14 protein-coding genes and 2 pseudogenes are annotated in these 20143 nt (G+C 57.3%); 7 read left to right on the forward strand and 9 right to left on the reverse strand.

The features are described 5' to 3' along the window. Positions 1 to 19 precede the first annotated feature (19 nt). Both nudE and cysQ read left to right on the forward strand, forming a co-directional pair. Complete coding sequence (gene nudE, locus A7J50_RS01380; RefSeq protein ID WP_064450212.1) at positions 20 to 586, forward strand: ADP compounds hydrolase NudE; 567 nt, start codon at positions 20 to 22, stop codon at positions 584 to 586. Then, positions 583 to 1419 (forward strand): 3'(2'),5'-bisphosphate nucleotidase CysQ, encoded by an 837-nt coding sequence (cysQ, locus tag A7J50_RS01385; protein WP_064450213.1) that lies wholly within the window; start codon positions 583 to 585, stop codon positions 1417 to 1419. The genes nudE and cysQ overlap by 4 nt, the downstream gene beginning before the upstream one ends. A gap of 127 nt (positions 1420 to 1546) precedes the next feature. On the opposite strand, the gene A7J50_RS01390 is transcribed toward cysQ, so the two are convergent. The 5 genes from A7J50_RS01390 to rfbB form a co-directional block, all read right to left on the reverse strand. Further along, positions 1547 to 2002 (reverse strand): thioesterase domain-containing protein, encoded by a 456-nt coding sequence (locus A7J50_RS01390; protein WP_064450214.1) that lies wholly within the window; start codon positions 2000 to 2002, stop codon positions 1547 to 1549. A gap of 26 nt (positions 2003 to 2028) precedes the next feature. After that, complete coding sequence (locus A7J50_RS01395) at positions 2029 to 3414, reverse strand: sigma-54-dependent transcriptional regulator (RefSeq protein ID WP_064450215.1); 1386 nt, start codon at positions 3412 to 3414, stop codon at positions 2029 to 2031. After that, positions 3411 to 5219, reverse strand: a complete 1809-nt coding sequence (locus A7J50_RS01400; protein ID WP_064450216.1) for a sensor histidine kinase — start codon at positions 5217 to 5219, stop codon at positions 3411 to 3413. The genes A7J50_RS01395 and A7J50_RS01400 overlap by 4 nt, the downstream gene beginning before the upstream one ends. Positions 5220 to 5284: 65 nt before the next feature. After that, positions 5285 to 5830: a dTDP-4-dehydrorhamnose 3,5-epimerase gene (gene rfbC, locus A7J50_RS01405; protein ID WP_064450217.1), complete on the reverse strand. Its 546-nt coding sequence runs from the start codon at positions 5828 to 5830 to the stop codon at positions 5285 to 5287. A 43-nt stretch (positions 5831 to 5873) separates the two neighbouring features. Beyond that, the gene (rfbB, locus tag A7J50_RS01410; protein WP_064450218.1) at positions 5874 to 6956 is read right to left on the reverse strand and encodes a dTDP-glucose 4,6-dehydratase; all 1083 of its coding nucleotides are present in this window, start codon (positions 6954 to 6956) and stop codon (positions 5874 to 5876) included. Positions 6957 to 7104: 148 nt separating this feature from the next. Between rfbB and A7J50_RS01415 the strand changes: the two genes are divergently transcribed. The 3 genes from A7J50_RS01415 to A7J50_RS01425 all read left to right on the forward strand — a co-directional run bounded on the left by A7J50_RS01415 (position 7105) and on the right by A7J50_RS01425 (position 11689). Continuing rightward, complete coding sequence (locus A7J50_RS01415; protein WP_064450219.1) at positions 7105 to 10014, forward strand: aminotransferase; 2910 nt, start codon at positions 7105 to 7107, stop codon at positions 10012 to 10014. 121 nt (positions 10015 to 10135) lie between these two features. Next, positions 10136 to 11242, forward strand: coding sequence for an agmatine deiminase (gene aguA / locus A7J50_RS01420; protein WP_064450220.1), 1107 nt, complete (start codon positions 10136 to 10138; stop codon positions 11240 to 11242). A gap of 234 nt (positions 11243 to 11476) precedes the next feature. Further along, positions 11477 to 11689: a hypothetical protein gene (locus tag A7J50_RS01425; RefSeq protein WP_064450221.1), complete on the forward strand. Its 213-nt coding sequence runs from the start codon at positions 11477 to 11479 to the stop codon at positions 11687 to 11689. A gap of 121 nt (positions 11690 to 11810) precedes the next feature. Here A7J50_RS01425 and A7J50_RS01430 read toward each other — a convergent pair whose 3' ends face one another. Further along, complete coding sequence (locus tag A7J50_RS01430) at positions 11811 to 13898, reverse strand: TonB-dependent receptor (protein ID WP_064450222.1); 2088 nt, start codon at positions 13896 to 13898, stop codon at positions 11811 to 11813. A gap of 409 nt (positions 13899 to 14307) precedes the next feature. Here A7J50_RS01430 and A7J50_RS01435 point away from each other — a divergent pair, with 409 nt between their 5' ends. Together A7J50_RS01435 and A7J50_RS30325 are read left to right on the forward strand one after the other, a co-directional pair. Further along, positions 14308 to 15594 carry an OprD family porin gene (locus tag A7J50_RS01435; protein ID WP_064450223.1) on the forward strand — a complete coding sequence of 429 codons (1287 nt, stop codon included), beginning with the start codon at positions 14308 to 14310 and terminating at the stop codon, positions 15592 to 15594. A 192-nt stretch (positions 15595 to 15786) separates the two neighbouring features. Then, a pseudogene (locus A7J50_RS30325) lies at positions 15787 to 15939 on the forward strand (TrkA C-terminal domain-containing protein); the annotation flags it as partial. A 102-nt stretch (positions 15940 to 16041) separates the two neighbouring features. On the opposite strand, the pseudogene A7J50_RS01440 reads toward A7J50_RS30325, so the two are convergent. The 3 genes and pseudogenes from A7J50_RS01440 to A7J50_RS01450 form a co-directional block, all read right to left on the reverse strand. Next, a pseudogene (locus tag A7J50_RS01440) lies at positions 16042 to 16248 on the reverse strand (IS66 family transposase); the annotation flags it as partial. 533 nt (positions 16249 to 16781) lie between these two features. Then, a complete protein-coding gene (locus tag A7J50_RS31305) occupies positions 16782 to 18983 on the reverse strand; it encodes a hypothetical protein (protein WP_156526244.1) in 2202 nt (733 codons plus the stop codon). Next, positions 18980 to 20128: a hypothetical protein gene (locus A7J50_RS01450; protein ID WP_064450225.1), complete on the reverse strand. Its 1149-nt coding sequence runs from the start codon at positions 20126 to 20128 to the stop codon at positions 18980 to 18982. Before A7J50_RS01450 ends, A7J50_RS31305 begins: the two co-directional genes overlap by 4 nt. Positions 20129 to 20143: the final 15 nt, after the last annotated feature.

A 20143-nucleotide genomic window follows, 5' to 3' on the forward strand; every position in this document is an offset into this window, starting at 1 on the left:
TCATGCCAAGGAGCCGCTTATGCGCCAGAAACCCACCGTACTCGCCCGCGAAATAGTCGCCAGTAGCCGTTTGTTCCGCGTGGAGGAAGTGCAACTGCGCTTTTCCAATGGCGTTGAACGAACCTACGAGCGCCTGGTAGGCCGCGGTGCCGGCTACGGCGCGGTGATGATCGTGGCGATGATCGACGAGGACCATGCGTTACTGGTGGAAGAATACTGCGGTGGCACCGACGAATATGAGTTGTCGTTACCCAAAGGGTTGATCGAACCCGGCGAAGACGTGCTGGCGGCAGCCGACCGTGAACTCAAGGAAGAAGCCGGCTATGGCGCGCGACAGTTGGAGCACATTACCGAGCTGTCGTTGTCGCCTGGCTATATGAGCCAGAAAATCCAGGTGGTGCTGGCCACTGAACTGTACGAAGAGCGCCTGGAAGGCGATGAGCCTGAGCCGATGCGTGTGGACAGGGTCAACCTGCGCGAGTTGTCGCAACTGGCGCAAAACGAGCAGTTCAGCGAAGGCCGCGCCCTGGCCGCACTGTATCTGGTACGAGACCTGTTGACCCAGCGTGGAGCGTTTACCGCATGAGCGAACTGTTTTTAGGCCACCCGTATATTGCCCCTGTGATTGAGCTGGCTCGCCAGGCGGGTGAAGTGATTCTGCCGTTTTGGCGCGCCGATGTGGCCGTTACCGCCAAGTCGGATGATTCGCCGGTGACGGCGGCGGACCTGGCGGCTCACCACCTGATCCTGGCGGGCCTTACCGCGCTCGACCCGAGCATTCCGGTGCTGTCCGAAGAAGATGCTGATATCGATCAGAGCGTGCGTGCCGGCTGGCAGCGCTGGTGGTTGGTGGACCCGTTGGATGGCACCAAGGAATTTATTTCCGGCAGCGAAGAGTTCACCGTCAATATTGCGTTGATCGAGCAAGGCCGAGTGGTATTCGGTGTGGTGTCGATGCCGACCAGTGGCCGTTGCTACTTCGGTGGTGCCGGGCTGGGGGCGTGGCGCTCCGATGTGAATGACGCGCCCAGGCAGATTCAGGTGCGTGAGGCACCGGCGGCGGGCGAGTCCTTTACCGTGGTCGCCAGCCGGCGCCATTCCAGCCCTGAACAGGAACGCCTGCTCGACGGTTTGAGTGAAGGGCTTGGGGCATTGAAACTGGCGAATATCGGCAGCTCGCTGAAGTTCTGTCTGCTGGCCGAGGGCAGCGCCGATTGCTACCCGCGCCTGGCGCCAACATCGCAATGGGACACCGCTGCGGCCCAGGGCGTACTGGAAGGCGCAGGGGGCGAGGTGCTGGAATTGAGCGGCGAGCCGTTCAGCTATCCGGCACGGGCCTCGTTGTTGAACCCGTTCTTTTTGGCGTTGCCGGCGAAGGCTGCGTGGCGCGAGCGATTGCTGACCCTGGCGCGTTCTTAAGGCCTCAAAAAATCAAAATGTGGGAGCTGGCTTGCCTGCGATAACGGTCTGACAGTCACCGCTTCAGTGACTGATCTACCGCTATCGCAGGCAAGCCAGCTCCCACAGTTGTTTTGTGTTGTGGCTTCTAGCGGTGCAGGACGTATTGGCCGGTGAAGGACACGGCCTGTTCTGCACTGCCTTCGTTGACGATCCACGTCTCCAGCGTCAACCGCGCCCGGCCATAGCGCTTGTACGTCGCCAAAAACCGCTTCCACACCGTTTCTTCCGGTGCCGGGCACACCACCGTTGCATCCCGCGTGACCGGCAGCGGGTAACTGATCTGCCCTTCCTGAATCACGATATGCCCGTCTTCAATGCCTTCTTCGCGCAGTTTCAAGTGCAGCCAGCCCCAACCCGCCAGCACGGCGCCGCAATAGAGGCTGCCGCCGAACATCGTGCTCTTGTGGTTGATATTGGCCTGCAAGGGCAGGTGCAGCTGCAGTTGGTCGTGTTGCCAATCGAGCACCTTGAGGCCCATCTCCCGGGTGAGGGGGATGTCGTGATGAAGGATGGATTCCAGGTAACGGCTGTCGCGGCTCATGATGGCCTCTTGGCGAGTGGGCAGGTTTATTCGTCGTCAGCGTTGTGGCTGGCGCTGTCGGCGAAGTTCAGGCCGTGTTTGCGCAGTTTGTCGTGCAGGGTCTTGCGCGGCACGCCGAGGGCTTCGGCGAGGCTGCGGACCGAACTGTGGGGGCGGGTCAGTTCGGCGGCGATCAGGCTTTTTTCGAACTGTTCGACCTGTTCGCTCAAGCCGCCGGGTGTGGACGTCAGGACGCCGGTGGCGGGATTGTCCGCCGTGGCATCGAGTGCCAACTCCAGCCCCAAGGCGAAGCGCTCCGCCGCATTTTGCAGTTCGCGCACATTGCCCGGCCAGCTATGACGCAACAGCAGCGCCCGTTGGCCCGGTTGCAGCTCGTGCAGCGGCAGGCCGTGGCGGCTGCTGGCTTCGTCGGCAAAGTGCTGGAACAACATCAGTGCATCTTCACCGCGCTCGCGCAGCGGCGGAATGCGCAGCGGCGCGACGTTGAGGCGGTAATACAAGTCGGCCCGGAAGCGGCCCTGGTCGGCGGCCTGGCGCAGGTCTTCCTTGGTGGCCGCGATAATGCGGATATCCAGCGGGATCAGCTGATTGCCACCCAGGCGCTCAACCACGCGCTCCTGCAACAGGCGCAGCAGTTTGACCTGTACATCCAGGCTCATGCTTTCGATTTCATCGAGGAACAGTGTGCCGCCGTTGGCGAATTCGAACTTGCCGATACGGCGTTTCTGCGCGCCCGTAAAAGCGCCGGGCTCATGGCCGAACAGCTCGCTTTCGACCACTGACTCGGCCAGGGCCCCGGCGTTGATCGCCACAAACGGTCCGCTACGCCGGCTCGACAGGTCGTGCAGCGCGCGGGCCACTACTTCTTTGCCGGCCCCGGTTTCGCCGAGGATAAGCACGTCGGCACGGGTCGCTGCGAGGGCGCCGATCTGCTCGCGCAGACGCAGCATCTGCGGTGAGTGCCCGACCAGGCGCGTACTCAGTTGCTGGCGATCACTGAGGGCCAGGCGCAGGCTGCGGTTGTCCAGCACCAGACGGCGCAGGGCCAGGGCGCGGCGGACGCTGTCGAGCAGGGCGTCGCTGGCGAACGGTTTTTCGAGAAAGTCATACGCGCCGGCGCGCATGGCTTGCACCGCCAACGGCACATCACCGTGGCCGGTAATCAACAATACCGGCAGTTCAGGGTCCTGGCCATGCAGTTCGGCGAGCAGCTCCAGGCCGTCCATGCCGGGCATGCGGATATCGCTGACCACCACGCCCGGCCAGTCGCGGGACAGGCGCGCGGTGAGGCCGGTGGCTTCGCCCAGGGTCAGGACCTTCAGACCGGCCAGGTCCAGGGTCTGGCACAGGGCCTGACGCAGGTGGGGATCGTCGTCGATCAGCACCACCTGAATCTGGTTATCGATACTCATACACTGCGGTCCTCGGACGGTTGCAGACTGACGCCCGGCGAGCCGGCACGCAATTTCAAGGTTAACAGTGCGCCGCCTTCCTTGTGGTTGGCGAACAGCAGTTCACCGCCAAAGGCACGCATCAAGGTGTCACAGATCGCCAGGCCCAACCCCAGGCCCTGGGTGCGGGTCTTGGTGGTGTAGAACGGTTCACTGGCCCGGCCCAGGGCTTCCATGCAAAAGCCCGGGCCATTGTCGCGAATGTACAGGTTGACGCCCTGTTCGGTGGTTTGGGCACTCAACCAGAGTTTGCGCGGCGGGCCTTTTTCGGTCAGGGCGTCAAGGGCGTTGGCCAGCAGGTTGCCGAGTACCTGACGCAGACGCGTTTCCCCGGCTTGCACCCATAGGGTGGCTTCCGGCAAGTCACGGATCAGCTCGACCTCCATCGACCGCCGCCGCTTGGCCAGTAACGCCAGCGCGTCATCCAGTGCCGGTTGCAAGGCCACGCTTTCCGGGGCGTGGCGGTCGCGTCGGGCGAATGCGCGCAGGTGGGCGATGATCGAGGCCATGCGCCCCGTCAGTTCGCTGATCAGTTTGAGGTTGCCCCGTGCGTCGTTGGTGCGTTCATGGTCGAGCAGGATCTCGGCGTTTTCCGCGTAGCTGCGAATCGCCGCGAGGGGCTGATTGAGTTCGTGGCTGATACTCGCCGACATGGTCCCCAGCGCCGACAGTTTACCGGCCTGCACCAGGTCATCCTGGGCGCGAACCAGTTCCTGCTGGGCGTGCTCACGCTCGAGCACTTCCTGTTTGAGGCGCCGGTTCAGGCCTTCCAGGTCGCTGGTGCGCTCCACCACACGGGCTTCCAACTCGCGTCGGGCCTTGGCTTCGAACGCGATGCGCTCCAGGTAATGCCGACGGCGCTGCATCATCAAGCCCAGCAACAGCATTAGCACCAGTAACGCGGCGCCTCCGACGGCCACCACGGTACGCACCGGGCGATTGATCAATGAGCGCGGCGCGAGAATTTCCACGGTCCATCCGGTTTCGGCGATGGCCGTGGATTGGCGCAGCCACGCTGTGGGACTCAGCGCCAGCGGCTGCGGGTCGCGCGTCGGGTAGGGCTGGATCGCGATGATCGCCTGGCGTTCCTCGGCGGTCAGCGGACGGGTGGCGCGGAATCGCCATTGCGGGCGCGAAGTGAGGATCACCACGCCGTTGTGGTCGGTCACCAGCAGTTGTTCTGGCGTGTTGCCCCACAGGCTTTCGGTGTGGTCCAGGTCAACCTTGACCACCAGCACGCCGATGATTTTATCGCCATCGTGAACGGCGGCAGCGAAGAAGTAGCCGCGCTTGGCCGAGGTGGTGCCCAGGCCGAAAAACCGCCCCAGGTGCCCGGCCATGGCTTCGCTGAAATAGGGACGAAACGAGAAGTTGCGGCCGACAAAGCTGTCCTGTTTATCCCAGTTGGAGGCGGCGAGGGTTTTGCCGGTGGTGTCCATCAGGTACATCACTTCCACACCGGCCTGGGCGGCGACGTCCTTGAGCAGCCGGTTGGCGTTGGTCAGGTTGGTGCTGACGTGGGGCGCATCCAGCACGGTACGCAGGGCGGGCAGGTCGCCGAGGATTTGCGGCAGCACCTCATAGCGGTGCAGGGTGCCGAGCAGGTTGGCGACGTATAGATCGAGGGTCTGGCGGTTTTGCCCGGCCAGTTCACTGCGGTAATAACGCTCGGCCAGATGTTCCAGCGGCCACAGCAGCGGCGCCAGGCACAACGCCAACAACGCGAGGCTGCGCCAGCGGGGTCTTCGCGGAAGGGGTGGTGTCATGGGAGTCATGCGCCTGTGGGTACAGGCGCATTATGCCTAGGGCTGTCGTGCAAGACACTCGCCGGTCAAGGAAACACGTCGGCCTCTGCCAGGAACTTGCCGTTTTGATCCTTGGCGGACAAGGTCGGAGCCCCGTCCAGCAGCCAGTCGATATTGAGCTGCGGGTCGTCCCAGCGAATACAACGCTCTGCAGAGGGCGTGTAGTAATCCGTGGTTTTGTAGAGGAACTCGGCGTGGTCGCTGAGCACTACAAAACCGTGGGCAAACCCGGGTGGAATCCACAACTGCCGGTCGTTTTCGGCGGACAAGCGTACGCTGGTCCATTTACCGAAATCAGGCGAACTGCGGCGGATATCCACCGCCACATCCAGGACCTCACCGGCAGTCACACGTACCAGTTTCCCCTGCGTATTTTCGATCTGATAGTGCAAGCCGCGCAGCACGCCCTTTTGCGAACGGGAGTGGTTGTCCTGCACAAACTCCAACTGCAGGCCTGTGGCTTGAGCAAAAGCCTTGGCGTTGAAGCTCTCATAAAAAAAGCCGCGCTCATCGCCAAACACCTTCGGTTCGAGGATCAACACATCGGGCAGCTCAGTCGCGATTACATTCATTGGGTTTGCCTCGCCGAGGTGAACAGGTCGTGTGATCAGATCCTTATGCGATCAGATCTTTTTCGTCGGTATTGCCGAGTCGCTCACCTTGATAACTACCGTCCTGGACCCTGCGGCACCAGTCGAGGTTATCGAGATACCACTGCACGGTCTTGCGCAGGCCGGTTTCAAAGGTTTCTTCAGGGACCCAGCCCAAGTCGGCTTCGATCTTGCTCGCATCGATCGCGTAGCGCTGGTCGTGGCCAGGACGGTCCTTGACGAAGGTGATCAGGTCGGTGAATTTTTCTACGCCGGCGGGGCGGTGTGGCGCCAGTTCTTCCAGCAGGCCACAGATGCCGCGTACCACGTCGATGTTCTTCTGCTCGTTGTGACCGCCGATGTTGTAGGTTTCGCCGACTTCACCCTCGGTCACGACTTTGAGCAGTGCACGCGCGTGATCTTCGACGAACAGCCAGTCGCGCACCTGCAAACCGTCGCCATAGACCGGCAGTGGCTTGCCTGCGAGGGCATTGAGGATGACCAGCGGGATCAACTTCTCGGGGAAGTGGAACGGCCCGTAGTTGTTCGAGCAGTTGGTCAGCAGCACCGGCAGGCCATAGGTGCGCTGCCAGGCGCGGACCAGGTGGTCGGAGGCCGCTTTGCTGGCCGAATACGGCGAGCTTGGCGCGTAAGGAGTGGTTTCGGTGAACAGGTCGTCCACACCGTGGAGGTCGCCATACACTTCGTCGGTGGAAATGTGGTGAAAGCGGAACGCGCTCTTGGCCGGTTCGGCCAGCGTTTGCCAATAGGCGCGCGTGGCTTCCAGCAGGCTGTAGGTGCCGACGATGTTGGTCTGGATAAAGTCCGACGGGCCGTCAATGGAACGGTCGACGTGCGACTCGGCTGCCAGGTGCATGATCGCCTGGGGCTCAAAGCGTGCCAGCACGGCGCTGACGGTGGCCTGGTCGATGATATCGGCTTGCACGAACTCATAGCGGCTGTTGGACGCGATGCTGGTCAGCGACTCCAGGTTGCCGGCATAGGTGAGTTTGTCCAGGTTGAGCACTTCGTGCTCGGTGTGTTGAATCAGGTGGCGAATCAGTGCAGAACCGATAAACCCGGCACCGCCGGTGATGAGAATGCGCATGTCAGAGAGCCTTTTCCTTAGACGGTCATTAAGCGAGAGCATAGCTTGAGTTGTGAGGCCGGGCGGTGCAAGCGTGGTGTGTGCTGGGGGTTGCCATACTGACCGGGTTAATGGCGATATAGACGCTCAAAAAAACCGAGGTCGTCACATGTTGCTCGCCACGTTGATCCATCGCGCCAATTTGCCCTGCCCGCAAGTGGGTCCTGATCAAGCAGCACAGTTGCTCGAGCACCATTACGGCCTGACCGGCACGTTGCACGCACTGGGCAGCCAGCAAGACCTCAACTACAGGGTCGACAGTGATCGCGGCCGATTTGTGCTCAAGATCTGCCGGGGCGATTACGCTGCGGTTGAGTTGCAGGCACAGCACGCGGCGCTCAATGAGCTGCAGGCCAATGCGTACGTGCAGGTGCCCAACGTTATCAAGGCGCTCACCGGTGATGAGTTGCTCACCCTGGCGATAGCGGGGCAAACCCTGCACGTGCGGCTGTTGGATTACATCGACGGCCAACCCTTGACCCATCTGCCTCATCTGGGGCGCGAGGTGATCGCAGGCTTCGGCGCCCTGTGCGGGCGGATGAGCCTGGCGCTGGCCCCGTTCACACATCCGGGCCTTGATCGCACCCTGCAATGGGACCCACGCCACGCACGGGGGCTGATCGCCCACCTGCTGGCCACACTGGAAAACCTGCCCCACCGCATGACGTTGGAACAGGTGGCCGTGGAGGTAGAACACCGCATGCTGCCCTTGGTGGATCATTTGCCATGGCAAGCGGTGCACATGGACATCACCGATGACAATGTCGTCTGGCAGCGCGATGCCCAGCGGCAGTGGCAGGTCCAGGGGGTCATTGATTTCGGCGATCTGGTGCACACCTGGCGCATAGCCGACCTGTCCGTGACCTGCGCGGCCCTGCTGCACCATGCCGAAGGCGATCCTTTTGCCATCCTGCCGGCGATCCAGGCTTATCACGCGGTGACGCCGTTGCAGCGTGAGGAATTGCAGGCGTTGTGGCCGTTGATTGTCGCCCGCGCGGCGGTGCTGGTGCTCAGCAGCGAACAACAGCAGCGTCTGGACCCGGGCAACACGTACTTATTGAAAAACGCCGAACACGAGTGGGAAATCTTCCATGTGGCGACGTCGGTGCCGTTTGAGTTGATGGAAGCCGCCATTCTGCGTTGCGTCGGTGAGGCGTTGACGCCGTTGGCCAGTCAGGACTTCGCACCGTTATTGCCGGGCCTCGTGGGGCGTGAGTTCGCGCTGATCGACCTGGGCGTGCTCAGCCCGCATTTCGAGGCCGGCAATTGGGAATTGCCCGGCGTCGACCGACGGCTGTTGGATGAAGCGGCGGCGGTGCACGGGTTGGCCGCCAGTCGGTACGGGCAATATCGGCTGTCACGTACCCGTGCCGACAGTGCCGTCGAACCGGACACTTTCCCCCTTCACGTAGAGCTGCACCTTCCCCATGGTTGCGTGTTGGAAGCGCCCTTTGGTGGGACGTTGCGCCAGGGCGATGACGGTGTGCTGTGTTTGCATAGCGCTCCGTTGAGCTTGCGCTTAGGGGGTGTGGAGACGGCCTTGAAACCGGGTTCGGCAGTGGTAAAAGGGCAAATCCTCGGCGAGGTCCACGCGCCGCTCACCGTGCAGTTATGCCGCGCCGACCTTGAGCCGCCGTTGTTCTGCACGCCGTCCCGAGCCCTGGCTTGGCAGGCAATCTGCCCGTCGCCGGCCACGCTGCTGGGGCTGGCCTGTGATGCTGAACCCGAGTTGGACGCCGAGGCCTTGCTGGCTCGACGTGACGCCAGTTTCGCCCGCTCGCAGAAGCACTATTACGTTGACCCGCCGCGCATCGAACGTGGCTGGCGCAACCATCTGATCGACATGCAGGGCCGCTCTTACCTGGACATGCTCAACAACGTCGCGGTGTTGGGCCATGGCCACCCGCGCATGGCGGCGGAGGCGGCGCGGCAATGGTCATTGCTCAACACCAACTCGCGTTTCCACTATGCGGCGATTGCCGAGTTTTCCGAACGGTTGCTGGCGTTGGCGCCGGAGGGCATGGACCGGGTGTTTCTGGTCAACAGCGGCACCGAGGCCAATGACCTGGCGATACGCCTGGCCTGGGCCTACAGCGGCGGGCGCGACATGCTCAGCGTGCTGGAGGCCTACCACGGTTGGTCGGTGGCGGCGGACGCGGTGTCCACGTCGATTGCCGATAACCCTCAGGCACTCAGTAGCCGTCCTGACTGGGTGCACCCGGTGACCGCGCCCAATACCTATCGAGGCGAGTTCCGTGGGCAGGACAGTGCGCCGGATTACGTAAGAAGTGTGGAACACAACTTGGCGAAAATCGCCGCGAGCAAACGCCAATTGGCAGGCTTTATCTGCGAGCCGGTGTATGGCAACGCCGGTGGCATCTCGTTGCCGCCGGGCTATCTGCAGCAGGTGTACGCGTTGGTGCGTGCCCAAGGCGGCGTGTGCATCGCCGATGAAGTGCAGGTGGGCTACGGCCGCATGGGGCATTTCTTCTGGGGCTTTGAAGAGCAAGGCGTGGTGCCGGATATCATCACCATGGCCAAGGGCATGGGGAACGGCCAGCCGCTGGGCGCGGTGATTACCCGGCGGGACATCGCCGAGGCGCTGGAGGCAGAAGGGTATTTCTTCTCATCGTCGGGCGGCAGCCCGGTCAGTTGCCGGATCGGCATGGCCGTGTTGGACGTGATGGAGGAGGAAAAACTGTGGGAAAACGCCCAAGTGGTAGGCGGGCATTTCAAGGCGCGCCTGCAAGCCTTGATTGATCGTCATCCTTTGGTGGGGGCCGTTCACGGCTCCGGCTTTTACCTGGGCCTGGAGTTGGTGCGTGATCGGCACACCCTGGAACCCGCCACAGAAGAAACCGCGTTGTTGTGTGAGCGTCTGCGCGTGTTGGGTATTTTCATGCAGCCGACGGGCGATTATCTCAACATTCTGAAGATCAAGCCGCCGATGGTGACTTCTAAACGCAGCGTGGACTTCTTTGTCGACATGCTGTCGAAGGCGCTGGACGAGCAATTGTAATTAATCGATTGTTATCGGCTAATTATTGTAATGTTTGTCGTCTATGATTTTTTGTTGCTTCTAAAGCCGATTTTTATCCGTTATAAAGTCGGCCTTCACCCCATTCGGAGTCCTGATCGCCATGACCACCCTGCACAGCACACCTCGCGCCGATGGCTTCTACATGCCCGCCGAATGGGCGCCGCAAACCCAAGCCTGGATGATTTGGCCGCAGCGTCCGGACAACTGGCGCCTGGGTGGCAAGCCGGCGCAGGCAGCTCATGTGGCGGTGGCCAAGGCTATCGCGCGCTTTGAGCCGGTGACGGTCGCCGTTTCTGCCGACCAGTATGAAAACGCTCGCGCGCGTTTGGATGTGCCCAATATCCGCGTGGTGGAAATGTCCAACGACGATGCGTGGGTACGCGACACCGGCCCTACGTTCGTCATCAACCACAGCGGCGAAGTGCGCGGTGTGAACTGGGATTTCAATGCCTGGGGCGGCTTCGACGGCGGCCTGTATGCGCCGTGGAATCGCGATGCGCAGGTGGGCGGCAAGATCCTCGAGATCGAGCGCGCGCCGCGTTACCGCACCGAAGGTTTCGTGCTGGAAGGTGGTTCGATCCATGTCGACGGTGAAGGCACGCTGATCACCACCGAAGAATGCCTGCTGAACCGCAATCGCAACCCACACCTGGATCGTGCGGCGATCGAAGCGGTGCTCAGCGACAACCTGGCTGTGGATAAGATCATCTGGTTGCCGGACGGCCTGTTCAACGACGAAACCGACGGCCATGTGGATAACTTCTGCTGCTACGTGCGCCCGGGCGAAGTGCTGCTGGCCTGGACCGATGACCCGCAAGACCCGAACTACGCGCGCTGCCACGCAGCGATGGACGTGCTGCAAAGCAGCACCGACGCCCAGGGCCGCGCGTTCACAGTGCATAAAATGCCGATTCCGGGGCCGCTGTATGCCACCGAGGAAGAATGCGCGGGTGTGGACCCGGTGGACGGCAGCCAGGAACGAAATCCGACCGTGCGGTTGGCAGGTTCCTACGTGAACTTCCTGATCGTCAACGGCGGCATCATCGCGCCGAGCTTCGACGACCCGCTGGACAGCCAGGCCAAGGACATTCTGCAAAACCTGTTCCCGCAGCACGAAGTGGTGATGGTGCCGGGCCGCGAACTGTTACTGGGCGGCGGAAATATTCATTGCCTGACCCAACAACAGCCAGCGCCGCACAAAAACTGAGTGCAGTTGTAACAGTGTCTGAGTGATAACACGGCGCTACCTGTTTAAAGCGCTCACAGCAAGCCCGCGGCCCCGTTAGGTCGCGGGCTTTTTTGTTTCCGAATGCCTATAAACACGGGACATTGGCATAGCTCTTGTATCGGTGTTGCCACAGTGAACCAAGGTGATGACTGCACAGTTCTGTCATAAACCTTGAGTAAGTTAGCCGCTCACGCAGTAGGAGAGAGCGCTGAAATGAATGCCGATATGAACCTGATCTACACGCGCCCGTTCCACCCCACGCGGGTCGACGGTAAGGCGATCCATGCGTTGGCGCTCTGGTTGAAGGCAAACGGCTCGCGACAGGTGAGGCAACCTGACTTGCGCAGCGTGATGAGTGAACGTTACCCGGTGGGGTTGTTCAGTGAGGATGAAGTGCGCGCGTTATGCGAGCTGATGCAAAACTGAAGAAAACAGAGATCAATTGTGGGAGCTGGCTTGCCTGCGATTGCAGTCTTTCAGTGCATTATTTTCCAGCAGAGAACCCGCTTTCGCAGGCAAGCCAGCTCCCACAATGACCGCATGAACCTTAGAAGTTATAGGTGCCTGTTACTACCAGGCTACGCGGCTCGCCCGGTTGAATCTGCGCCGCACTGGTGGCCGAGGCGTAGTAGTTTTTGTCGGCAATGTTGTTCAGCGCCGCCCGCACATCCCATTCCTTCTGACGGAACCCGGCCAACGCGTCCCACCGGCCATAGCCGGGTAGCACCACGGTGTTGAGGTTGTCGGCATAACGGTCGCCTACCAGGGTCAGACCGGTTTCTGCGTACCAGCCCATTTCCGGTTTCCAAGTGATAAACAGGCTGGCATTGCGCTTGGCCACATCGCTGATGCGCTTGCCTTCAAAGCCGTTGTTGTCTTTCTCGACCTTGGCGTCCTGCAAGCCCACGCCACCGCGCACATACCAATTGCCGACGACCTTGCCGGTGGCCGTCAACTCCACGCCGCGTGAACGTTGCTCGCCGGAGAGCAGGGTGATAGTGCGGTCCAGCGGGTCGCTGGTACGGCGGTTGTAGAGCTCCAGTTCGTACAGGGCCAGAGTGGTGCTCAGGCGGTCGTCGAGCCAGTCGCTTTTTACGCCGATTTCCTTTTGCTTGGTCAGCTCGGGGCTCAGGTCGTTGACGCTGCCTGCGGCATTCGGGGTGATGCCGATCAAGCCGCCACCCGCCGGCGAGAAGGTCTTGCTCCACGAGGCGTAGAACGAGTGATGTTCCAGTGGCGTCCACACCAGACCGATTCGCGGGCTGGTGCTGTGGCTCTCGACGTCTTGCCGGATGTTGAGCAGCTTATTGGTAGTGTCCACTTCGAAGTAGTCGTAACGCAGGCCGGCCAGCACTTGCCATTGATCGTTGAGGCGCAGTTGATCCTGCACGTAGAGCGCGCGACTTTCGACTTCGGTGTGGTTGTTACTTGAAAGACTCATCCGCCCGGTGTGGCTGAGGTGGCGGTCGGGCTGGTTGAGGTCCAGGCTGGGTACGGCCTGGCCGCCGCGGTTGACGGCAGTGGCGCTGTACAACTTCGGGTCGCGGCGCTGGCTGCCCAGTTCAAGGCCGGTGAGCAGGCGATGTTCCAGGCCGAAGGTGTCGAAACCGCCTTCCAGCTCAAGGTTATTGAAAACGTTGCGGGTGGTCAGGTCCTGCTGCCAGCGCTGGCGCGTGACTTTGTTGGTCTTGGCGTCATAGCCGGTCTGGTAGGTGTTGTCGAAATCGCTGTCGAGCTTGAACACGCCGAGGGTATGGCGCAGTTGCCAGTTGCTGTTGAGTTCGTAGGCCAGCTTGGAGCGCAGGGACTGGGATTTGTCGTCGATGTAGTCGCGGCTGTCAAAGTAAGTGGTGCTGCGGCTCACCTGCGCCGGGCGACCGCCAACCCCTGGAATGCCGCGATCCGGCGTACGGTTGTAGCGGCTGTATTCGTATTGCACCAACCAATTCAAGTCAGGCGTCAGTTGCCAGCTCATGGACGGCGCAAACAGCTGGCGGTTGCCACTCACGCCGTCGCGGAAGCTGTTGTTGTCCTGGTTGCCCATGTTCAGGCGCAGGCTGATGTCGTCGCTAGGGTCGGTGCTGAGGTCGGCGTACAGGCTGCGCAAATCATGGCTGCCGCCTTGAGCTTCGATGCTGGACTTCTGCCCGGCTTGGGGCAGTTTGCTCACGCGGTTGACGATCCCGCCCTGGCCGCCTCGCCCATAAAGCACGGCTGCCGGGCCTTTGAGCACTTCGATGCGCTCGATGTTATGCAGGTCGCGCACGTACTGGCTGTCGTCGCGTATGCCGTCCAGGTAGAAGTCATTGCTCGCGTCGAAACCGCGGATACGCAGGCTGTCGAACCGTGTGTCGGCACCGCTGCTCACGTTGGGAATGCCGCTCAATGCCTGGCCCAGGTCGTTGGTGCCGTAGGCGCGCAGGCTTTCGGTTTTGACCGAATCGATTGCCTGGGGCACGTAGCGCACCGAGGTGGCGGTGCGGGTAGCGGTGTTGGTTTCCTTGACGCGTGGGTCGTCTTCGTCAGCTTCGGCGCTGACCGAAGTTTCGGGCAAGACGGTGGCAGCACAGGCAAAACCGGCAGACAGCAGGACAGAGAGCCCAAGGGTGATGGGCGTCAGGCGAGAGGCAGGCATGGAGAAATGCATCCAAAAAGGGCGGGAGAAAAATGTGCGCAAATGGTAATGCTTTGCATTTGCGCGCGTTATGTATTCCCAAAGATTCAGGCTGCTAAAAGTGTTACATGATATGTTTTGTTGACGAATTGGATGGTTTTTCGGGCTTGGGTGAAGGCTCTGGAATGCGCCGCTTAGACTTTTTTCGCCTAAATACAGACGATTCACGAAATTGACACATAGTTCAACGCGCGCATACGATTGCGCCCAACGCCTGTGGCTAACCGCCATAACTCATCCAATAAAAAAAGGCCCGCGGCAGTTCAGTCGTCCGCGGGCCTTCTTTTTTCTGGAGAAAGTCGACACCAGAAAAGCAACACGGAGCCTGGTGTCTCAGCGCGTACTCAACCAGTAATAAGGAATATAAGAAATGTTGAAGCAACGGATGGGTCTGATCGCTCTGGGGATTTTGAGCGCATCTCAGGCAATGGCTAACGACCAGGAGCAATCCAAGGGTTTTGTAGACGACAGCCACCTGAACATCGCAGTACGCAATGCTTACATCAGCCGTGACTACAAAAACGGCAAGCAAGACAAAGCCGAATGGGGCCAGGGCTTCATCGGCAAGTTCGAGTCCGGCTTCACCCAAGGCACTGTCGGTGTGGGTGTGGACGTGATCGGCCAATACGCGCTGCGCCTGGACGGTGGCAAAGGCCGCAGCGGCGCGGGCGGTATCGACTTCTTCAAGCAAGGTGACAGCGGCGAAGCCGCCAACGACCTGGCCAAGGGCGGCGCAGCCGTCAAGGCGCGCATCTCCAACACCGTGATCAAATACGGTCAGCAGATGCCAGCTGTTCCGGTCCTGGAATACGACAACTCGCGCTTGCTGTCGGAAACCTTCGAGGGCACCTCGATCGTGTCCAAAGAAATTGCCGGTCTGCAACTGGACGCGGGTCACTTCACCAAGGAAGCTCGCAAGAGCGCCGAAGGCGGCGACAGCGGCCGCCTGAAAAGCATCGACTACATCGGTGGTAGCTACAAATTCACCGAAAGCCTGTCCGCCGCGCTGTATGCGTCCGACATGCAAGACGTGCTGAAGAAGCAATACGTCAACGTTAACTACGTGCTGGCCCTGCCAGAGAAGCAATCGTTGACCTTTGACTTCAACGGCTACAAAACCAAGCTGGACCGCAGCTTCGCCCTGGAAAACCAAGGTGACGCGGACGCTCGCGACAACAAAATCTGGAGCCTGGGTGCTACCTGGGCTGTTGGCCCGCACAGCTTCACCGTCGCTCACCAGCGCAGCACCGGCGACACCGGCTACCTGTACGGCGGCTACCGCAACGCTGGCGGCATTGGCGACGGCGGCAACACCATCCTGCTGGCCAACTCCTACTGGTCCGACTTCAACGGTAAGGACGAGCGCTCCTGGCAAGCAGGTTACGGCCTGGACTTCAGTGCCTTCGGCGTACCTGGCCTGACCTACAACATCGCTTACGTGCGCGGCACCAACATTGACGACGGTTCCAACCGCGGCAGTGGCACCGAGCGTGAAATCTTCAACCAGTTCAAATACGTCGTTCAGAGCGGCCCGGCCAAAGACCTGAGCCTGCGCGCTCGTGCGTCCTGGTTGCGCGTCTCCAGCAACGCCAGCAACTACAACGTAGGCGGTAACGAAATCCGTCTGTTCGCCGACTACCCGATCAACGTTTTCTAATTGATCGCACGTCGCGCCTGATGCCAGGCGATAAAAAACCCCGACTGGTTCGGGGTTTTTTTATGCGCGCCTGCAGGCCTCTAACGTGTGACATCGCAGTATTAATGAATTACTCCGTGCCACCTCTATCTCCTTCAGTCGCACGCCCAAATTAGCCCCACTCGCCAGCCCATCATCCCGATGGCCGACGGGCAAATCCGCGAAAAATTCGGGGTGACCGTCGTGGGGTTGAAGCGCACCAATCAAGACTTCCAGCATGCCACCCCTAGCACCCTGATCCGGCCTGGTGATCTGCTAATCGTGTCCGGGCCGACCCATCTGATCCAGAAATTTGCGGGAGGCTAGACATAGCCAGTGAGCAACAATTGGCCGATTCTGCTGAAAAAGTCGGATTCTCAGTGGGCCTGGGTTCAGGCTGTTGGCGCTGATTGAATACTGCCCCCCAACACTCTCAATTTCGTACAGCCACTGGACGCAACGCAGGGCCTGCTCGGCGAGCTGGCTCTTATTAGTAGCGCGCAATTCGAAGAATTTGCGCCGGGCCTGGGCCAGGCAGCCAAGCTCGGTCGCGCCGAGTTCGAAGCTGGCCTTGTAACCGCTAAAATCGTTGCAGACCAACTTACCTTTCCAGCCTTGCGGGAAGTTATGAGAATGAAATCGGGCTCATACCACTATTTCCACGGTATACGCTGTGTACAAGATCTGCAGCCGTCAGGCTCCAGAGGGAGAGGGGTCAATAGCGGATAGGGGACGCGGGAGGGATGTGTCGAAGCGCTGCAGAAGATTACAGGCGCCCAGAAACAACAAAGCCCTCACATTGCTGTGAGGGCTTCGTCTTATATGGTGCCGGCACCAAGAGTCGAATCGATTTGTAAATAATTGAGTATCATTAGAAAAATATTTTTATGTGAGTGCTTCTATCTCTAAAACTATCCCAATAAGTCAGCTTGCTGAAAATCAATAAAATGATCAGCAAGAAAAACTTAAGCGTTAGGTAAGTGGTGGCTACTTGGTGTTTTCGTGTGTCGAGTGAAATAACTGCTTTAGTTTATGTGCTAATTCGTTCCGCCATGCTGGGATTGGATTAGCTGTAGATTAGCAATAAAAATTATCATCGCGATAACTAAAAAGCTGAGAATTATTTTGAAAATGCTGTAACGCCAAATGGCGTTACAGCGAACATGATTTCAATTTGAATGTTTTATATGTGCCATAACTAGAAAGCCGAGCAGTGGAGAAGCTACATCTTTCATAATGGAAATGGCGGTTGATATTAAAACCTTTGTGTCAGGCTCGCTAAGTTTTAAACTCCCGACAGCTAACGCTGCCGCAAATTCCAATGACGCGTCACCGAATTTGTGCGAATGCCGCTGAAAAACCTTGAGCAAAAACTCTTTCATTAGTTTGCTCAGATCGGGGCTTGCCGAGTAATCCAATTCATGAGGATGAGCAGCCCTTAAAAAACATGCCTGCAAAATATTGTCGTTAAAGCGCAAGAAGCACTCGGGTGAGAGCACAACAGATTCGTACCCAGAAGCTTTCAATTGGATAGCATGATCTTTATGCTCGCGCGCTTTCTGCAGTACCGATGTCATCGTAAGATATACTGCGCTTTGACTTACTTTGTCGTACGCTTCAGCAATTTCGCTTCCCGCTTCGAAGAACAAGAAACCATGAGAGAGATCCAGTTTTTCTCCATCTGGCTTTGGCAAAAAACTGTGGTAGTTGTTTTCTATAAGAACAGAAACCATATCCAGAGAGTTTCGAGCTATATCTATATCAAGGCCAGAGATACTTGGATCCGCCTGCTCAGCCTCGGCAGACAGTTTGCCGAGACGTCGCCATGCTGTTTCAACACCATCGTATCCGATAGGGAGCAACAGCCAATTTGAAAATCCATATTTGCGAGACGTTGGATTTCGAGTGAGAAAATCCGTTAGCTTCCCCCAAGATGCCTCAGTTTGTGGAAGCCCAACCGCTGCAATAAAATGTCTTGGGATGGTAGCATCTACAAAATTCCGAAGATCCCTACTAACGTCTCTTAGCCCCCCTCCATCACCTACGACAGCCGAAACTACCAAAACTCCTGTTACTGTCGCGTCTGTTAAAGAAGAAAGTTCATCCTGAGATACCAAATGAATTTGTATGCTTGAGTCTAATCTGGATTTCACCTTCTGCAGTGCTAACTCAGCAAGTAGGCGAGAACTTTCCCCTCCACAGTAGACTATACAGTTTATAGCCATACTGACAGACCAATTAATCTCGATATCGAGCCAATGGCTAAATTCGGCATCGGTCAAAAGTCGAGATGCATCTAGCTCTATCAGTCTAGATTTACCAGCAGTCATTGAGTTTAATGGTAGTACGCCATCAAGGCCGAATTTTTTTAAAATTTCACCAAGATGATCGGGATTATGCTTTAGGGCAACCGTAACGGATTTTGGTGGCTTTGCCTTGGACGTAAAATTCTCTCCAATCAACTCAATGAGAGTACCCAGTTCGTCTGAAACTAAATTGCTATAACTGCGGCTCATCTTGCTTAAAGGTATTAGAACACCACCTTCACGCCCCTGATCACTTATATCTATTAATGTGAGGATTTTTTCAGGCTTAAAATTTTGTTTGACAAGTTTTCTTGCCATCGAGCCGGAAGTTGAAGCTGAAATCACACAGAAATATTCTACGTCGGGCTCGCTTATTAACGCTAGATTTTCATAAGAGTGAAAGCTTTGAATTTCTGCGCTGCCGCCCACTAATTGCAATGCGGTTTTGACTACAGAATAAATACCCATTGTATCAATGAGAATCAGTCTGGAGGAAATCAGTTTGTCAAAGTATTTCGCAGCTAATGCGTATCCCAATACATACAGCTGGGCCTCATTACTTGCAAGTTCACGGGACTGGATGAATAGCTTGTTAATATTTCCGGAGGGATGCTTGAAGGAGTGGCCGGAGGGTGCAAGATGGACTACGTTATTCTCTTCAATTAAAGAAAGCAGTCCAGGAAGAAAAAGTTTTCTACCGTCTATTTTGAATTCGATGGTCGGACCAGGATATAAGCTATGCTCAACGAAATTTGTACCGTCCCATGCAAAGAAATTATAAACTTTTACAAAGTCTGTGCCGTACCGTTGTCCGCGTTTTATTAGTATTTCTCGTTGATTTTGCTCCGGGGAAAGGGCGTTTTTCGCCACTCGTAATTGCGCAGAATTACCTACAAAATATACACAGTCAGGCAATACCTCTAAACGCTTTAACGACTCCTCGATATCCTTGTAAAAGCTATCAACCTCCAATATGCAAGAGTTGTAGCAAATTACCAATACGCTTAGGCGAATAGAGTTGGTAGAGCACTCTTCATCGCAAATCCAAGAATGGTACCTCTTCATGATGCGTCCCTGATCGGCACAATAAAAGAAACCACCGCGCCGTGAACAGGTGCTAGTGGCTCGTGATTCCAATCTTTGAAGTCAAAAAGATCATCTTTTACGTCGAATGGCTCAAACTGATTAAAGATTGACATGCGGCCTGACCTAATGCGCATTAAACCGCCAATTTTTTTTAAAGCTGTAATAACCGAAGGTAATCCTTCCCCGGCAAAATGTCCGGGTTTGGAAGTGATATTATGCGTCAGGCATTTTATAAGTTGCGCGCGCTCTTCTTCCAGACTCATCTCAGTTACCAATTTCCCTGTATATCTACCAACTAATCCAGGTCCCGAGTCAAAAAAGCTTATTTCAATTGCATTTAGCTTTCCCTCCACCCCCACAGTGTCAGAGATTTCACGTTTCCAATATTCGTTTAGATGATAATTTCCTTTGAAGTCTTCCGAAAACAGTTCCTCATTAAGGCTGCTCAAACTAAATATCAGCCCCTCCACGTGCGCTGGATAAAGTTTGCCCGTGTGATCTGATCGCGCATGTTCTTGCGTGTTTGAAATTAATTCGCTGGCAAATAACCCAAGAGCGCGAGTGAATTCTATATCAATTTTTGATGCTTGTTTTTTAGCGATAACAGCAAGCATTTTTTTCATTTGTAAATACATATCGCGCGGTTCTTTTACTGCCTTTTCAGTTCTAGCAAAAAATAGCGGGCGAAGAAATTCTACTTTCGAAGCAGCAACACAAATTAAATCAATGGTTCGCCCCGTAATTAAACTATTATACTGCTCGGCGTCAGTTGCATTCATTTTGTCAACAGCCGCAGTTAAAACTTCTCGTCGGTCTATAATTTTATCGCCAACCCTTACGCCTTTTGCAAGTCGCACCGCAGCAATGCCAGGCGCATAGCTCATTAGGTCGTTGATAGAGTTCTCTACATTAGATTGTTCGTGGAGAACTAAAAGGCCTTGGCTGTTTCTTCTAGCCAAAGTTACTAGCATTTGTAATCTTGAGGCGTCATGCATGGCGCCGTGTCGTGCTTTTGTCTCTGATGCTGATAGCTTAAACTCTGACTGAGGCTCATTAAATATTTGCCACAATGCAGCCTCTATGGATTTAATGCTTCTTATGTTGTTCAAGTATATGGATTTCACAGTTCCTCCTTGACA

This window comes from Pseudomonas antarctica (genome assembly GCF_001647715.1).
GTDB lineage: Bacteria > Pseudomonadota > Gammaproteobacteria > Pseudomonadales > Pseudomonadaceae > Aquipseudomonas > Aquipseudomonas antarctica_A.

What these genes read in the sequence shown, in the direction of transcription:
- nudE (WP_064450212.1), top strand. Translation starts at nt 20, where the DNA reads ATGCGCCAGAAACCCACCGTACTCGCCCGCGAAATAGTCGCCAGTAGC.
- cysQ (WP_064450213.1), top strand. Translation starts at nt 583, where the DNA reads ATGAGCGAACTGTTTTTAGGCCACCCGTATATTGCCCCTGTGATTGAG.
- A7J50_RS01390 (WP_064450214.1), bottom strand. Translation starts at nt 2,002, where the DNA reads ATGAGCCGCGACAGCCGTTACCTGGAATCCATCCTTCATCACGACATC.
- A7J50_RS01395 (WP_064450215.1), bottom strand. Translation starts at nt 3,414, where the DNA reads ATGAGTATCGATAACCAGATTCAGGTGGTGCTGATCGACGACGATCCC.
- A7J50_RS01400 (WP_064450216.1), bottom strand. Translation starts at nt 5,219, where the DNA reads ATGACACCACCCCTTCCGCGAAGACCCCGCTGGCGCAGCCTCGCGTTG.
- rfbC (WP_064450217.1), bottom strand. Translation starts at nt 5,830, where the DNA reads ATGAATGTAATCGCGACTGAGCTGCCCGATGTGTTGATCCTCGAACCG.
- rfbB (WP_064450218.1), bottom strand. Translation starts at nt 6,956, where the DNA reads ATGCGCATTCTCATCACCGGCGGTGCCGGGTTTATCGGTTCTGCACTG.
- A7J50_RS01415 (WP_064450219.1), top strand. Translation starts at nt 7,105, where the DNA reads ATGTTGCTCGCCACGTTGATCCATCGCGCCAATTTGCCCTGCCCGCAA.
- aguA (WP_064450220.1), top strand. Translation starts at nt 10,136, where the DNA reads ATGACCACCCTGCACAGCACACCTCGCGCCGATGGCTTCTACATGCCC.
- A7J50_RS01425 (WP_064450221.1), top strand. Translation starts at nt 11,477, where the DNA reads ATGAATGCCGATATGAACCTGATCTACACGCGCCCGTTCCACCCCACG.
- A7J50_RS01430 (WP_064450222.1), bottom strand. Translation starts at nt 13,898, where the DNA reads ATGCCTGCCTCTCGCCTGACGCCCATCACCCTTGGGCTCTCTGTCCTG.
- A7J50_RS01435 (WP_064450223.1), top strand. Translation starts at nt 14,308, where the DNA reads ATGTTGAAGCAACGGATGGGTCTGATCGCTCTGGGGATTTTGAGCGCA.
- A7J50_RS31305 (WP_156526244.1), bottom strand. Translation starts at nt 18,983, where the DNA reads ATGAAGAGGTACCATTCTTGGATTTGCGATGAAGAGTGCTCTACCAAC.